Origin of the sequence: Curtobacterium luteum, assembly GCF_001475545.1 — a bacterium.
Classification (GTDB): Bacteria; Actinomycetota; Actinomycetes; order Actinomycetales; family Microbacteriaceae; genus Curtobacterium; species Curtobacterium luteum_A.
Genome location: NZ_LDQC01000082.1, coordinates 31,191 through 46,636, shown reverse-complemented (window position 1 = coordinate 46,636; position 15,446 = coordinate 31,191). Strand labels below are relative to the sequence as shown.

The 15,446-nt window shown below is 71.7% G+C and carries 17 protein-coding genes; 2 read left to right on the top strand and 15 right to left on the bottom strand.

Features of this window, described 5'->3' with window-relative positions:
• Positions 1-133: 133 nt before the first annotated feature.
• The gene (locus NS184_RS13760) at positions 134-1,576 is read right to left on the bottom strand and encodes a sugar porter family MFS transporter (protein ID WP_058726676.1); all 1,443 of its coding nucleotides are present in this window, start codon (positions 1,574-1,576) and stop codon (positions 134-136) included.
• A 416-nt stretch (positions 1,577-1,992) separates the two neighbouring features.
• Here NS184_RS13760 and NS184_RS13755 point away from each other — a divergent pair, with 416 nt between their 5' ends.
• Positions 1,993-2,685, top strand: a complete 693-nt coding sequence (locus NS184_RS13755) for a M23 family metallopeptidase (protein ID WP_152998224.1) — start codon at positions 1,993-1,995, stop codon at positions 2,683-2,685.
• Positions 2,686-2,777: 92 nt separating this feature from the next.
• Here NS184_RS13755 and NS184_RS13750 read toward each other — a convergent pair whose 3' ends face one another.
• The 9 genes from NS184_RS13750 to rplS all read right to left on the bottom strand — a co-directional run bounded on the left by NS184_RS13750 (position 2,778) and on the right by rplS (position 9,970).
• Positions 2,778-3,758: a tyrosine recombinase XerC gene (locus NS184_RS13750; RefSeq protein ID WP_058726674.1), complete on the bottom strand. Its 981-nt coding sequence runs from the start codon at positions 3,756-3,758 to the stop codon at positions 2,778-2,780.
• A gap of 16 nt (positions 3,759-3,774) precedes the next feature.
• Positions 3,775-5,142 (bottom strand): DNA-processing protein DprA, encoded by a 1,368-nt coding sequence (dprA, locus tag NS184_RS13745; protein ID WP_242863064.1) that lies wholly within the window; start codon positions 5,140-5,142, stop codon positions 3,775-3,777.
• Positions 5,139-6,671 (bottom strand): YifB family Mg chelatase-like AAA ATPase, encoded by a 1,533-nt coding sequence (locus tag NS184_RS13740; protein ID WP_083513707.1) that lies wholly within the window; start codon positions 6,669-6,671, stop codon positions 5,139-5,141. Before NS184_RS13740 ends, dprA begins: the two co-directional genes overlap by 4 nt.
• Positions 6,668-7,030, bottom strand: coding sequence for a YraN family protein (locus NS184_RS13735; protein WP_058726673.1), 363 nt, complete (start codon positions 7,028-7,030; stop codon positions 6,668-6,670). The genes NS184_RS13740 and NS184_RS13735 overlap by 4 nt, the downstream gene beginning before the upstream one ends.
• A gap of 147 nt (positions 7,031-7,177) precedes the next feature.
• On the bottom strand, positions 7,178-7,531 hold the full coding sequence (locus NS184_RS13730; RefSeq protein ID WP_058726672.1) for a histone-like nucleoid-structuring protein Lsr2: 354 nt from the start codon (positions 7,529-7,531) through the stop codon (positions 7,178-7,180).
• Positions 7,532-7,618: 87 nt separating this feature from the next.
• Positions 7,619-7,942: a DUF2469 family protein gene (locus NS184_RS13725; RefSeq protein WP_058726671.1), complete on the bottom strand. Its 324-nt coding sequence runs from the start codon at positions 7,940-7,942 to the stop codon at positions 7,619-7,621.
• Between the two features lie 72 nt (positions 7,943-8,014).
• The gene (locus NS184_RS13720; protein ID WP_058726670.1) at positions 8,015-8,719 is read right to left on the bottom strand and encodes a ribonuclease HII; all 705 of its coding nucleotides are present in this window, start codon (positions 8,717-8,719) and stop codon (positions 8,015-8,017) included.
• Positions 8,716-9,459, bottom strand: a complete 744-nt coding sequence (gene lepB / locus NS184_RS13715; RefSeq protein WP_058726669.1) for a signal peptidase I — start codon at positions 9,457-9,459, stop codon at positions 8,716-8,718. Before lepB ends, NS184_RS13720 begins: the two co-directional genes overlap by 4 nt.
• Positions 9,460-9,613: 154 nt before the next feature.
• Entirely contained in the window at positions 9,614-9,970 is a 357-nt protein-coding gene (rplS, locus tag NS184_RS13710; RefSeq protein WP_058726668.1) for a 50S ribosomal protein L19, read from the bottom strand.
• Between the two features lie 203 nt (positions 9,971-10,173).
• On the opposite strand from rplS, the gene map reads away from it, so the two are divergent.
• Positions 10,174-10,965, top strand: coding sequence for a type I methionyl aminopeptidase (map, locus tag NS184_RS13705; RefSeq protein WP_058726667.1), 792 nt, complete (start codon positions 10,174-10,176; stop codon positions 10,963-10,965).
• Between the two features lie 291 nt (positions 10,966-11,256).
• On the opposite strand, the gene trmD is transcribed toward map, so the two are convergent.
• From trmD to NS184_RS13680, 5 genes are all read right to left on the bottom strand, one after another.
• A complete protein-coding gene (gene trmD / locus NS184_RS13700; protein WP_058726666.1) occupies positions 11,257-11,952 on the bottom strand; it encodes a tRNA (guanosine(37)-N1)-methyltransferase TrmD in 696 nt (231 codons plus the stop codon).
• Positions 11,953-11,956: 4 nt separating this feature from the next.
• Positions 11,957-12,514 (bottom strand): ribosome maturation factor RimM, encoded by a 558-nt coding sequence (gene rimM, locus NS184_RS13695; RefSeq protein WP_193750481.1) that lies wholly within the window; start codon positions 12,512-12,514, stop codon positions 11,957-11,959.
• A gap of 19 nt (positions 12,515-12,533) precedes the next feature.
• On the bottom strand, positions 12,534-12,770 hold the full coding sequence (locus NS184_RS13690) for an RNA-binding protein (RefSeq protein WP_022902329.1): 237 nt from the start codon (positions 12,768-12,770) through the stop codon (positions 12,534-12,536).
• A gap of 4 nt (positions 12,771-12,774) precedes the next feature.
• Positions 12,775-13,197 (bottom strand): 30S ribosomal protein S16, encoded by a 423-nt coding sequence (gene rpsP / locus NS184_RS13685; protein WP_058726664.1) that lies wholly within the window; start codon positions 13,195-13,197, stop codon positions 12,775-12,777.
• 143 nt (positions 13,198-13,340) lie between these two features.
• Positions 13,341-15,443, bottom strand: coding sequence for an FAD-dependent oxidoreductase (locus tag NS184_RS13680; RefSeq protein ID WP_058726663.1), 2,103 nt, complete (start codon positions 15,441-15,443; stop codon positions 13,341-13,343).
• Between the last annotated feature and the right edge of the window lie 3 nt (positions 15,444-15,446).

The following is a 15,446-nucleotide window of genomic DNA, read 5'->3' as shown; positions in this document are numbered from 1 at the left end:
CCGGTGGCCGTGGGATGCGTGTGGACACGCGAAGTCAGCGCGCTCAGCGCGCTGCTGGATAGATGCTAACAGACGTCAGGCGCGGTGCGGGACGGACCCGCACCGCGCCTCCAGGACGTGGATCGTGACGATCTCAGGACTTGGCGTCCACCGTCTCGCCCTCGGCCGTGATGCCCATCTCCTCGAGCGAGCGACCCTTCGTCTCCGGGATCTTCTTGATGACGAAGAACAGGGACAGGAGCGCGAAGAGCGCGTAGATGCCGTAGGTCACGGTGAGGTTGAAGCCGGAGAGCACCGGGAACGAGATCGTGACCACGAAGTTCGCGATCCAGTTCGCCGCGGATCCCACGCCGAGCGCCGTCGCGCGGATCCGGTTCGGGAACATCTCACCGAGCAGCACCCACATGAGGGGCCCCCACGTGGCGCCGAACGACACCACGAAGAGGTTGGCGAAGATGAGCGCGATGAGGCCCCAGGCACCGGGCAGCTGCGGTGCGCCGTCGACGATCGTGGCCTGCGAGAACGCGATGGCGACCATCGCGAGCGACACGAACATGCCCGTCGAACCGGCCACGAGGAGCGGCTTCCGTCCGAGCTTGTCGACCGTGAAGATCGCGATGAAGGTGACCGCGACGTTCACCACCGAGGTGATGGTCGAGATGAGGAACGACTGGTCCTCCTTGAACCCGACGGCCTGCCAGAGCGTCGTCGAGTAGTAGAAGATCACGTTGATGCCGACGAACTGCTGCAGGACGGCGAGGATGATGCCGACCCAGACGATCGGCTGGAGGCCGAAGCGGTTGCCCCGGATGGAGCCCTTCTTCTCGTTGGCCTCCTTCTCGATGCCGTCCTGGATCTCCTCCAGGCTGGTGTTCACGGTGTCGCGGGGGACGATCTTCTCCATGACCCCGCGCGCGTCGTCCTTCCGGCCCTTCGCGAGGAGGAAGCGCGGCGACTCCGGCAGCGTGATCGCGAGCACGCCGTAGACCACCGACGGCACCACGCCGACGAGGAACATCCAGCGCCAGGCGGCCAGACCGAGCACCTGCTCCGAGGCGCCGCCGGCGGTCACCGCGAAGATCTGGTCGGAGAGGAGCGCGGCGAAGATACCGAGCGTGATCGCGAGCTGCTGGAACGAGGCCAGGCGTCCGCGGATGGCCTTCGGCGAGACCTCGGAGATGTACGCCGGCGCGATGACCGACGCGGTACCGATGCCGAGGCCGCCGATGAGGCGCCAGATCACGAGGTCCCAGGTCGCGAACGCGAACGCGCTCCCGATCGAGCTCACGAAGAAGAGCACCGCTGCCCAGAACATCACGCGCGTGCGGCCCCAGCGGTCGGCGAGCCGGCCGGCGAAGTAGGCGCCGAAGGCGCAGCCGATCAGGGCGGAGGCGACGGCGAAGCCGCTGGCGGCCTCGGACAGGCCGAACTCGCCCTTGATCGCGTCGACGGCTCCGTTGATGACGGAGGAGTCGAATCCGAAGAGGAACCCACCGACCGCCGCCGCGATGGCGAACAGGGTGACCTTCCCCTTGAACGCACGGTCCTCACCGTGCTGGGTGGACGTGTTCGACACGGTGCTCCTGGTTCTTGCCGCCGTGCTGGGTGGCGCACGGTGCTCCGGCGGTCGGCTGGTTCGCCGTCCGAGCGGCGTTGCGTGTTCCGGAGCGGCCCCGACTGTACTCCTCGGGCACCGTGTGGTCATAACCGGTTCCGTTCCGGTGTGGTCGGGAGGGGTGGTCGGGTCGGGTGGTCGGCGCCGGTGGTCGCCTCGGGTGGTCGGGTCGGGTGGTCGGGTGGTCGATCCCACGAGGTGCGCGCGGTTCGACGCGGCACGCGTCGAACGACCGGTGGGAGGTCGGAACGCGCGCGCTCCGGGGTCTCCCGCGGCTCCTGCACCGGCCGGGAGGCGCGGCCCACCGTCCACGGATCGGCTGCGGTCGTGCCGGTGGCCAGGCTGTGGACGGGACGATCGGGCGCATGGATGTATCGATGAGGACCACGGTCGGGCTCGCTGCGGGCATGGGCGTGGCGGTGGCTGCGATGGCCGGCCCGACGGGCACGGTGTCCTGGTCGGCGGCGGTCCGCGCAACGGCGCCGGAGTTCAGGCACGGCGGGGTTGGGCACGCCGTGGCCGGGTACGCGGATCTCGAGCACGCCGTGGCCGGGTACGCGGAACTCGGGCACGCCGTGGCCGGGCCGGCGGTCGGCAACGTCGGGGCCGTGCTCGCGGCGGACGACGCCGACGCTGTCGGTGCGGGTGCGGCACCGTGGGTGTGGCCGACGGGTTCGCGTGTCGTCGTCCGGCCGTGGGAGGCGCCCGCCGACGACTACTCGGCCGGGCACCGGGGCGTCGACGTCCCGGCGCCGATCGGTACCCCGGTCGTCGCGGTGGCGGACGGCACGGTCTCGTTCGCAGGTGCGGTCGCCGGCAGGTCGGTGGTGTCGGTCGACCACGGCGGCGGGCTGGTGAGCACGCTGGACTCGGTCAGCCCCGCGGTGAGGACCGGTGACGCCGTCTCGCAGGGCGGCGTCGTCGGGCGGGTCGCGGTCGGGCACTGTCCCGCGACCGACCCGTGCGTGCACCTCGGCGCCCGACTGGACGACCGGTACGTCGATCCGACGCCCTACCTGCCCGCAGCCGCGTGGCCAGTGCTGCTCCCGGAATCCGACTGGCCCGGGTGAACGGCCGGTGCCCGGTGGACGGGCGTCCGGTGCGCAGGCGCCGGGTGCGCGGGCACCCGGTGCACAGGCGCGCGGTGCACGGGCGCCCGGTGTCAGGCGCGGGGGTGTGCTGTGCGGTAGACCTCACGGAGTCGGGCCGATGACACGTGGGTGTAGATCTGCGTCGTCCCGAGGCTCGCGTGTCCGAGCAGTTCCTGCACCGCTCGGAGGTCGGCTCCCCCGTCCAGGAGGTGCGTGGCCGCGGTGTGCCGGAAGGTGTGCGGACCGCTCGGCCCCTCCCCCGGCAGGTCCTGCAGCAGGCGGGCGACGATGCGGTAGGCACTCCGCGTCCCCAGTCGGCCGCCGCGGTCGCCGAGGAACAGTGCCCGCTCGGCACCGTCGGTGGCGCTCGTCGGCCGTACGGTGCCGCTCGCTCCGCCCGCCGCCGTACGCCGCGCAGCGAGGGCCGGGCGCCCTCGTTCGAGCCATGCTTCGAGCGCGTCCCTCGCCGGCAGCCCGAACGGCACCACCCGTTCCTTGCCGCCCTTCCCGAGCACCCGGACGGTCAGCCGACTCCGGTCCACGTCGCCCACGTCGATGCCGACGAGCTCACTCACACGGATGGCCGCCGCGTACAGCACCTCGACGACGGCGAGGTCGCGCAGTGCCGCGGGGTCCTCGGTCCCCGCACGAGCCGCGAGCCCGTCGAGCAACGTCCGGACCTGCTCCGTCGAGACCACGCGGGGCAGGTGGGACGCTCCCTTGGGCGCTCGGAGTCGGACGCCCGGGTCGGACTCGAGGACCCCGGTCTCGCTCGCCCACCGGGTGAAGGCCCGGACGGACGACGACCGCCTGGCGATCGTGGCCCTCGCCAGCGACCGCTGGTCGGCCTCCCACAGCCAGTCGCGGAGCATCTCGAGGGAGACTCCGTCGACGCCCGCCACGCCCCGGGCGGCCGCGAACTCGACGAACTGCTCGAGGTCGCTCGCGTACGCCCGGACGGTCTGTTCGCTGAGGCCGCGCGCGTGGCGGGAGTGACCGAGGAAGGCGTCGACCACCCGGTCGAGGTCTCGCTCGCCTCCCGCACCGTCCACGTTCCCAGGCTACGGCTCACCGCTGCGTCACCCTCGACCACCCGCCGACGTCGTGCTGGACGAGTCCCTGCACCTGCGCGAGTGCCAGGGCGTCGGTCGCGTCGGCGACCGACAGACCGCTGCGTCGTGCGACCTCGTCGATGGAGAGTGCCCGACGGCCGAGGGCGTCGAGCGCGCGCAGCACGTCGGGGTCGTCGTGCACGCGCAACGGCGTACCCGACGATCGTGCGCCCGACGGCTGCGAGCCCGACGACCGTGAGCCCGATGCCAGCGGAACGACCCCGCCCCGATGCTCGATCGCCGCGACGGCTGCCTCGTCCGGGTGCACCATCAGCTGCGCCCGCCCCTGCGCCACGAGCCGGTGGCACCCCACGGACGCGGCAGAGGAGAACGCTCCCGGCACCGCGAACACCGTCCGACCGAGCTGCCCCGCGTGGTGGGCGGTGTTCAACGCCCCCGAACGCGCTCCCGCCTCGACGACCACGGTGACGTCGGCCAGCGCGGCGATGAGCCGGTTCCGGGCGAGGAACCGCCACCGCGATGGACGGGTGCCCGGCGGCGACTCCGCGATCACGGCTCCGCGCTGTGACACGTTGCGGAGCAGCTCGACGTTCCCGGTCGGGTAGAGCTGGTCGACCCCGCCGGCGAGCACCGCGACCGTGATCGCCCCGGCGGCGATCGCCACCCGGTGCGCTGTGGCGTCGATGCCGTACGCGCCCCCGCTGACGACGACGCACCCGGCGTCGACGGCTCGCGAGGTGATGTCCGCTGCGGCCTCCGAGCCTGCGATCGTGTTCGCCCGGGAGCCGACGATGGCGACTGTTGGCGGAGCGAAGACCGCCGGGGCGTGCCCGACCGCCGAACGGCTCCAGAGCACGAGGGGGGCATGGTGTCCGAGGTCGTCGATCCGCTCCGGCCAGCCGGGACTCCCCGGGACGAGCAGGCTGGCCCCCACCGACTCGGCGGCGGCCAGGACCCCGGCGACGTCCGCGGTCGCCAGACGTGGACGCCATCGTTCGACGGCCTTCGTCAGCGCGCGGGCGTAGGCGGCGGGATCATCGGTGCCGGCGACACCACGCTGCACGCAGACCCCGAGGAGCCCGTCGATCCCGTCGTCCACGGCGGCGAGGACCGACTCGAAGGCCGGTGCCGCGCCGAGGGCGTCCACGAGTCCGCCGGCGATCGCATCGCCGGGTTCGGCGACGACGGACCATGCGACCCGGGTGGCGACCTCGACCGCGTCGAGACCGTCGAGACCGTCGGGACCGCGGAGGCCGCCGCCGGGACCGCCCGCACCGCCCGGGCCGCCGACGCCGCCTGCACAGCTGAGACCAGCCGCGCGGGCCACCGCGTCGAGGAGTTCCGGCCGTCCGTGCCGGGTCACAGCGCGCTCCGGAGGGCCAGCGCTCCCGCGACGTGGTCCGCGGCCGGCCGGTCGGCCTCGGCGAGGTCGGCGAGCGTCCACGCCAGGCGCATGACCCGGTCCCAGCCGCGCATGGTGATCGTGCCGCGGTCGAGCGCCTGGTCGATGACGGTGGTCGAGCCGGGATCGCCGCGCCCCTCACGTCGGAGCCACGTCCCCGCGACCTCGGCGTTCCGGTGCCACCCGGTCCCGGCCAGGCGGGCGCTCGCTCGGGCGCGTGCCGCCGCGACGATGGCCCGCGCCTCCGCCGTGGTCGGCGCCCGGTCGGCGGCGCCGCGCACCGCCGCCGAGGTGACCCGCGGCACCTGGACGCGGATGTCGATGCGGTCGAGGAGCGGCCCGGACAAGCGTGCGAGGTACCGGCGGACGGTGCTCGGCGAGCACTCGCACGGTGCTGCGTGCGCGACCCCCGCGTTGCCGCAGGGGCACGGGTTCGCCGCCAGGACGACCTGGCACTCCGCGGGGAACTCGACCGCACCAGCCGAACGGTGCACGCTGATCCGCCCGGACTCCAGTGGTTGCCGAAGCGCATCGAGCACGGCTCGCGGGAACTCGGGAGCTTCGTCGAGGAACAGCACGCCGTGCGTCGCGCGGGAGACGGCGCCCGGACGGATGGTGCCGGACCCGCCGCCGATCAGGGCCACGGCTGAGGCGGAGTGGTGCGGAGCTTCCCACGGCGGCCGCCGCGTCCAGGACCGCGCCCCGTGACCGGCGACCGAACGGACGGCCGCGACCTCCAGCGCTGCGGTGTCGTCGAGGTCCGGCAGGATCCCCGGGAGCCGCTCGGCCAGCATCGTCTTACCGGCGCCGGGCGGACCGAGCATGAGCACGTGGTGCCCTCCCGCGGCGGCCGCCAGGACCGCGCGCACGCCGATCTCGTTGCCGACGACCTCGCCGAGCTCCGGGACGGGACGGTCCGGGGCATCGGGCCCGGGCAGCGTCACCCCCACCACCGGATCGACCTCGACCGCCGGGAGGGCAGCGCCGGCGTCGATCGCGGCGGCGCGGAGCGAGTCGACGCCCGTGACGCTCAGGCCGCTGACGATCTCCGCCTCGTCCACGTTGCCGGCGGGGACCACTGCACGACGGATGCCGGCGTTCCGCGCGGCGAGCAGCATGGGGATGATCCCGACCACCGGGCGCAACCGACCGTCGAGACCGAGTTCGCCGAGGTGGACCGTGTCCGGCGACACGCGGGGTGCCGCACCGGCCCCGGCGAGCACGGCCATGGCTATCGCGAGGTCGAAGCCCGATCCACGCTTCGGGACCGCGGCTGGCGTGAGGTTCACGGTGATGCGTCGCGCAGGCAGCGGGCACCCCGCGTTCGCGGCGGCCGAGCGCACCCGCTCGCGGGCCTCACCGAGGGCAGTGTCCGGCAGCCCGATGATCCGGAACGCCGGCAACTGGCTGGTGAGGTGCGCTTCGACTTCCACCAGCCGCCCGGTGACCCCGAGCAGCGCCACCGCAGCCGCCCGCCCGATGCCTGTCACTGGATCCCCGCAACGTGCTCGACGACGCTCCGCGGTCCGTCGACGTGCACGGCCACGGCGTCGATCCGGATGCTCCGTGCACCGATGTCGGGGTGCTCCGCGAACCACGCGGGCACCAGTCGGCGCAGACGCGCGACCTTCGCGTCGGTGATCGCCTCGAACGGATGCCCGGTCGAACCGCCGGCGCGCGTCTTCACCTCGACGAAGACGAGCGTGTCACCGTCCCACGCGATCACGTCGATCTCGCCCCGGGCGCACCGCCAATTGCGTTCGAGCACCTCGTACCCGCGTTCCGTCAACCATTCCGCCGCGATGGATTCGCCGTACGTGCCGAGTGGTGCCGTCGTTCCGTTCGTCATGTTCCGCCTCCGACGCCAGGCTGCTGCAGCGACGGCGTTGCTCGAGACGGACGGCCGGGATTGTGGACGGCGAACGAGGACGCGAATGGTGTGCAGGAATGACGAACGGGCCCGAGCGATCACTCGCTCGGGCCCGTTCGACGGGGCTCAGTGTGCGGCTGCGTAGGCCTCTTGCACCTGGGTCGAGATGCGACCGCGGGACGAGACTTCGTACCCGTTGTCCTTCGCCCACTCGCGGATCTTCGCGAGTTCTTCCGAGTTGCCACGCTTGGGAGCAGGCTTCGACGCACTTCCGCCACCGCTGGAACGCCGACCACTGACCTTGCGCGCCGCGGCAACGTAGTCCGAGATCGCCTCGCGGAACTTGTCGACGTTGTCGTTCGAGAGGTCGATCTCGTACGTCGATCCGTCGAACGCGAACTCGACCGTGCGGCCTTCTCCGGCGGTGATCGGCGAATCGTCGAGGTCGTCGACGAGCTGGACGGTGACCTTCTGTGCCATTGCGACTCCTTGATCGGGGAAAGTCTTCTCCCGAACGTTATCGCAATCAATTGCTCCCGGTCACCACGCCCCGGTGATTCCCGGGGATCACTCGTCGAGCGCGAGTTCCTTCGGCAATTCCAGTTCGCGTGCAGTCAACTCTTCCACGTTCACGTCCTTGAACGTGAGCACTCGAACAGATTTCACGAACCGATCGGAACGGTAGACGTCCCACACCCACACGTCCTTCATCGACAATTCGAAGTAGAAATCGTGCTCGGTGTCACGCCGGACGAGTTCGACCTCGTTCGCCAGGTAGAAACGTCGCTCGGTCTCGACCACGTACCGGAACTGCGACACGACGTCGCGGTACTCGCGGTACAGGGCCAGTTCGACCTCGCGGTCGTAGTCGTCGAATTCGTCGTCATCCATCGCGCCCCACAGTCTACGGCGATGCCGAACGCACGTCCCACACCGACGGCACGACATGCTCGGGGCCGGCGCTCACCCGACGGCGTCGAGCTCCGCGAACCCGTCGAGCGTCACGCTGGATGCCTGGTGCAGCCACGACTTCCGGTGCAGCGCGTGTGCGCCGACGCTCCGGATGCCGTCGTAGTGCGCGGTCGACCCGTACCCCTTGTTCGACGCCCAGGCGTAGTGCGGCGCCTCGTCGTGCGCGGCCACCATCAGCGCGTCGCGTGCGACCTTCGCGACGACCGACGCCGCCGCCACCGACGCGCAGTCCCGGTCGGCCTTGACCCGGACGACGACGTCAAGCGGGTCGACCCCGGCGAGCAACGCCGCCGGGACCGCGCGCGAGAGCCAGTCGAAGGACCCGTCGAGGACGACCACCGCACCGTCGAGCGACACCCCGTCCGCCACGAGTCGTGCGAGCGCCGCAGCACCCGCCTGCCCGAGCGCCGGCACGATGCCCTGCCGGTCGACGACCTCGGCGGACGCCATGCCCACCGCCGTCGGCGCCCACCGCCGGACGACGGGCACGAGGGCATCCCGGCGCACGGCACTGAGGAGCTTGGAGTCGGCGAGCCCCTGCGGCACACGGCCGATGTCGAGCGTCACCGCGGCGACACCGACCGCCACGGGACCCGCGATGGCACCCCGCCCGACCTCGTCCATGCCGATCACGGTGACCCGCCCCTCCCCGAGCAGGCGCTTCTCGACGCGCAGGGAGGGTCGGACGGCGGTCACTCGTCCCGCTCCTGGACCCCCGCGAACACGTCGGGGTAGTCGTCGAGCCACGTCCAGCGACTGGTGGGCCAGGAGATCACGAAGGCGCGCCCGGTGACGTCGGACAGCGGCACGAAGCCCTTCGAGGGCGTGTCGCCGTTGTACCGCGAGTCCTTCGAGTCGTTGCGGTTGTCCCCCATCACCCAGATGGTGCCCTTCGGCACGGTGACGGAGAAGTTCGTCGCGGACGCCGGCGCCCCCGCCGGCAGCTTGAGGTACGGCTCCTTGATCGGTACGCCGTTGACGGACATCTGCCCGAGGTCGTTGCAGCACGACACCGTGTCACCGGGCAGCCCGATGACCCGCTTGATGAGGTGGTCGTCACTGTCGCCGGTTCCCAGACCGATCTGCGTGAGGACCCAGTCGGCAGCCTTGCCCACCGGCGTCGTCGGTGTCACGTTCGGCACGTCCGACCCGGTGAGCCAACCACCCGGGTCCTTGAAGACGACGACGTCACCGCGCTTGAGCGACACGACGTCCGGAACGAGTTCGTTGACGATCACCCGGTCGTTGATCTGCAGCGTGTTCTCCATCGATGCCGACGGGATGTAGAACGAGCGGATCAGGAACGTCTTGACGAGGAACGACACGAGGAGCGCCGCGACGAAGATGATGACGAGGTCGCGGATGAAGGTGAGGACGCCGTTCCGCTTCTTCCCCGAGCGTGGCCGCAGCGTCGGTTCCTTCGTCGTGTCGGTCATTTCCACTCTCGTTCGTGCACGGCTCCCCCGCGGACGACGGCCCCGCCCGACGAGATGCGTCCGGGAACGGGAAGAGCCCCCGTCCACGCACAACCGTACATGGACGAGGGCTCGTCAGCGGCGTCCGGCTCGCGGCCGCCCACTGTGAAGGCGATCAGGCGTCGCGCTTCTCCTTGATCTTGCGGCGGGCCGCCTTGCCGCGGAGCTCGCGCAGGTAGTAGAGCTTCGCACGACGGACGTCACCGCGGGTGACGACCTCGATGTGGTCGATGATCGGCGAGTGCACCGGGAACCAGCGCTCGACGCCGACCTGGAAGCTCACCTTGCGGACCTTGAAGGTCTCGCCGAGGCCGTGGCCCTGTCGCGCGATGACGACGCCCTGGAAGACCTGGATACGCGAGCGCGTGCCCTCGATGATGTTGACGTGCACCTTGATGGTGTCGCCGGGGCGGAAGTCGGGGACGTCGGTGCGCAGCGATGCTGCGTCGACGGAGTCGAGGAGCTGGCTCATGGTGGGTCTACTCTCTGCGGACGCGCACGGGTCGCCGCGGATCGGTATCGGAAAGTGTGTGGTTCGTGCCCGGTGTCGGCGACTCCCCCGTGGCAGAGTCCAGCCAGGGCACAGCGGACAATCTTGCCACACGACGCGCCGGAGACAAAACGGGAGCAGGACCCCGGGCAGAACGGGAGCAGGACCCCGGGCAGGATGGACCCATGATCGAACTCCGTACGCCTGCCGAACTCGACGGCCTCCGCGCCGCCGGGCGCTTCGTCGCCGACGTCCTCGACGAACTGCTCGAGACGGTCGACGTCGGGGTGAACCTGCTCGACCTCGACCGTGTGGCCGCGCGCATGATCGCCGACCGCGGTGCCGAGAGCTGCTACGTCGACTACCACCCGTCCTTCGGGAAGAGCCCGTTCGGCAAGAACCTCTGCACCTCGGTCAACGACGCAGCGCTGCACGGCCTGCCGTACGACCGCGTGCTCGTCGACGGTGACCTGGTGAGCCTCGACTTCGCCGCGAGCGTCGACGGTTGGGTGGCCGACTCGGCGGTCACGGTGCAGGTCGGGACGCCACGGGAGGACGACCAGCGGCTCGTCGACACGGTCGAGCGGGCGCTGGCCGCGGGCATCGCGCAGTTCCGCGTCGGCAACAAGCTGGGCGACGTCTCGTACGCGATCGGCCACGTCGCGCACGAGGCCGGGTACGACGTCAACACGCAGTTCGGCGGGCACGGGGTCGGTCGGACGATGCACGGCGAACCGCACGTGCCGAACGACGGTCGACCCGGTCGCGGGCTGAAGCTCCGCCCCGGCCTGGTGGTCGCGATCGAGCCGTGGCTCATGCAGGGCACGGACGAGCTGTTCCAGGACGACGACGGCTGGACGCTCAAGAGTGCCGACGGCTCGCGCGCCGCGCACGTGGAGCACACGGTCGCCGTCACCGAGGCCGGCCCCGAGGTCCTCACCCTGCGCCGCGCCCAGCGCGCTGACGCAACCGCCTGACGGTACGGAGGCGGCGACCCGTCCGACGCACCGGACACCTCGCCGCCCGGTCGCACGACATGCCGTGGGCGCGCCGCGTTGGTCGCAGGAACGGTCGCCTCGTCTGGCAGCCGACGACACTTCCTGCGACCAGCGCAGCCACCGGGCGCACCGCGGCAGCGCGACGACGAGCCGGACTGGAGCACGCCCCGCTCAGCGGCGACGCGAAGCGTTGCGCGGGGCGCGCCGACCGAGCCTGCGAGGGAGGAGTGCGGGTCCGCGCCGCGCTCCAGGCAGGGACGGCGGAGCCGGCTACTCCGTCTCGGGCAGCAGGTCCGGCCGCACGCGCCGCGTGCGCTCCACCTGCTGCTCGTGCCGCCACGCGGCGACGCGCGCGTGGTGTCCGCTGAGCAGGACGTCGGGTACGTCGAGACCGCGCCAGGACGAGGGTTTCGTGTACGAGGGGTACTCGAGCAGGCCGTCCTCGTGGGACTCCTCGACGAGCGACTCGGGGTTGCCGACGACGCCGGGGACGAGGCGCCCGACGGCTTCGATCATCGCCATCGCCGCGACCTCCCCGCCGTTCAGCACGTAGTCGCCCAACGAGAGCTCCACGACCGTCGCACGTGCAGCCGCCCACTCGAACACGCGGGCGTCGATGCCCTCGTACCGCCCGCAGGCGAACACGAGGTGGTCCGAGGCGGACGCGAGCGACCGAGCGATCGACTGGGTGAACCGGGTGCCCGCGGGGGTGGGCACCACGAGCGTCGACGATCCGTCCTCGCGGAACAGCGACTCGAGCGCCTGCGCCCACGGCTCGGGCTTCATCACCATGCCGGCGCCGCCGCCGTACGGGGTGTCGTCGACCGTGCGGTGCCGGTCCGTCGTCCACGCGCGGAGGTCGTGCACGTGCAGGTCGAGCAGCCCGTCGACGCGCGCCTTGCCGAGCAGCGAGACGTCGAGCACGGAGAAGAACTCGGGGAAGATCGTGACGATGTCGATGCGCACGGCGCTACCCCTGGTCGGACGGCGATACCGTCTCGGGCCGCGAGGTGTCCTCGGGGTCCTCGAAGAGCCCGGTCGGCGGGGTCACCGTGACGGTGCCGGCGGCGATGTCGACCGCGGGCACGATGGCCGAGACGAAGGGTACGAGCACCTCGCCGCGGTCCGGAGTGTCGATGGCGAGGAGGTCCTGCGCCGGGAGGTGGTCGACCCGTGCGACGGTGCCGACCTCGACGCCGTCGCGGAGCACGCGGAGCCCGACCAGCTGGTGGTCGTACCAGGCGTCGTCCTCGCCGGTCTCGGCATCGGTGTCCTGCTCGACCCAGAGGATCGCCCGCGCGAGCGTCTCAGCAGCGGTGCGGTCCGCGACGCCCTCGAAGAAGGCGACCGGGTGGCCGTTGTACCAGCGGAGTTCGTCCAGCGTGATGGTCTTGCCCGACCACGGGGAGTCCTCCGGGACCTGGAGCGTGAACGTCGCTCCGGACGTGAACCGACGATCCGGGTCGTCGGTGTAGAGCTCGAGCTTGATGCCGCCCTTGAGCCCGTGCGCCTTCGTGATGCGACCCACCCGGAGCTGGGTCGTCTCCCTAGGAATCGGTGTCGACCACGTCGACCCGCACCCGCTTGCCGTCGGCGAGAGCCGAGACGAGGGTGCGGAGCGCCTTTGCGGTCCGTCCGGCGCGACCGATCACGCGGCCGAGGTCCTCGGGGTGCACACGCACCTCGAGGACCTCGCCCCGCGCGGAGGTGGAACTGGCGACGCGCACGTCGTCCGGGTGATCGACGATCCCCTTGACGAGGTGCGTCAGCGCGGATTCGAGCAAGGAATTACGCCTCGGTCGTCTCGGCTGCGTCGTCGGCCGGAGTCTCCTCGGCAGCGGCCGGGGCCTCCGCCTTCTTCTCCGACTTCGGCTTCAGCACGGCCTTCTTGGCGGTGTCCGCGACGAAGGCCTGCTTCGGCTCGGCGACCTTCACCTTGGAGGCGGTGTCCTTCTCGCCCTTGAACTTGGCCCAGTCACCGGTGAGCTTGAGCAGCGCGGCGACCTGCTCGGTCGGCTGCGCGCCGACGGAGAGCCAGTACTGCGCGCGGTCCGAGTCGATCTCGATGACCGAGGGCTCCTCGGTGGGGTGGTACTTGCCGATCTCCTCGATCGAACGGCCGTCGCGCTTGGTGTGCGAGTCGGCGACGACGATGCGGTAGTACGGCGCCCGGATCTTACCGAGACGCTTGAGACGGATCTTGACAGCCACAAATGCTCCTGTTGCGTGTTGTTGTGGTTGAACCGGACCGCGGGCGTGGGGGCACACACGGTGGAAGCTCGATGAGAGTCGTGCACAGCTGGATAGAGGGTCGAGCAGGCACGATTCGACCGTTCATTGTTGCAGATTCCGCGTCAGGGCGCGAGTCGACGCACCGCTTCGAGCGCCTCGCTCGTGGCGCGGACGGCGTCGACGCTCCGGGCGTCGCGCGCTCCGCCGACGACCTCGCACGGGATGCCCGCGGAGCGCAGGCCCGCGACGAGCTCGTCCGCGTCACGGCGCTCCTGTCCGGCGCAGACCACGACGGTGTCCGCCGGGACCGATCGGTCGGCACCGTCCTCGTCGCGGATCCAGAGCACGCCGGGCTCGATGCGGAGGTACTCCTGCACGCCGCCCACCATGCGGACGCCGGCGTCCCGGAGCCGCCCGATCGCCACCCAGCGGGACGTGATGCCGATGCCGGCACCGAACTTGCCGCTGCGCCGGAGCACCGTGACCTCGGACCCCGGGCGCAGCACCCGCGCCGCCGCAGGGAGGCGCTGCGGGACGTCGCCGACGATCTCATCGCTGACCTCGACGTCCCACCGCTGCCCGAACTCCGTCGCGCGTGCCGCTTCGTCCGGCGACTCGACCAGGAACGCCGCCGTGTCGACGCCGATCCCGCCGCCGCCGATGACCGCGACGGTTCCGGCGGGCACGCCGTCCCGGAGCGCCTGCTCGTACGACAGGACGTGGGGCAGCGTCGCACCGGGGACGTCGACCTCGCGGGGCACGACGCCGACCGCGACCACGACGGCGTCGCTCCCAGCGAGGTCCTCTGCGGTCGCGGCACGACCGAGGTGCACGGTCGCCCCACGCTCGGCGAGTTCGGCCCTGGCGGCGCGGACGGTCGCGGCGTAGTCCTCCTTGCCGGGCACGAGCGATGCCAGCTCGAACTGCCCGCCGAGTCGGTCGGAGGCCTCCCACACCGTCACCGCGTGTCCACGGCGGGCGGCGTCGACGGCTGCCGCGAGCCCGGCCGGTCCGCCGCCGACGACGTCGACGCGCTTCGCGACGTCGGTGGGACGGAGCGGGAACGTGACCTCGCGCCCTGCCCGGGGGTTCACGAGGCAGGACACCGGCGCACCGACGATCGACCGGTCGAGGCACGCCTGGTTGCAGCCGATGCACGTGTTCACGAGGTCGTACGCGCCGGCGAGCGACCGTTGCACGAGGGCCGGGTCGGCGAGGAACGGCCGTGCGAGGGCGACGGCGTCCACCAGGCCGTCGGCGAGCACGGCCTCCCCGTCACGGAGGTCCGTCATCCGGTTCGACGCGATCACCCGCACGTCCGGGTACCCCGCTCGACGGACCACGCCGGCGATCCGGTTCGCGTACGACAGCCAGGCGCCGTGCGGCACCGCTGCCTGCACGGTCGGGGTGCGGGACTCGTGCCACCCGATGCCGACCGAGATCCCGTCGAGCCCGAGGGGCAGCAGCTCGTGCACGAGCGCGTCGACCTCGTCATCGGTGGTCGAGCCGGGCATGAGGTCGGCACCGGACAGCCGGATCGTCACCGCGAGGTCCGGAACGGCAGCTCGGACAGCGCGCACGACGGCCACCGCGAAGCGTCGCCGACGCTCCGGCGAGCCGCCCCACTCGTCGTCGCGCAGGTTCGTCAGCGGCGACTGGAACTGGTTGATGAGGTACCCCTCGGACGCCATGATCTCGACGCCGTCGAAGCCGATGTCCCGCGCCGACCGGGCCGCTGCGGCGAAGTCCTCGATCGTACGCTCGACCTCGGGGCCGGTCAGTTCCTCCGGGACCACGCCCCGAGCGGCCGCCCACGGCAGCGCCGACGGGGCGACGGCGCGCTGGGGCCGGCCGTGCCGGTCGACCATGCCGCCCACGAGCGCGTACCGACCGGCGTGGAAGAGCTGGGCGAGCACCGCGCCGCCGGCGTCGTGCACGGCGTCGACCGCGGCGCGGAAGCGCTCGTCGGCACCGCCCTCGCCGAACACCGCGAAGTCGGGGCCGCCCCGGGCCTCGTCGCTCACGGCGATGCCACCCGTGACGATGAGCGCCGCCCCACCGGCCGCACGCTCACGGTAGAAGGCCGCCATGCCCGCCCCGCCGTCGTCGAGCACCTCGAGCCCGGTGTGCATCGACCCCATCACCACCCGGTTCCGGAGGGTCAGCGGGCCGAGGCTCCACGGCGAGGAGACGACGGCGAGGTCGGGCATGGCGACGGTGCTCATGCC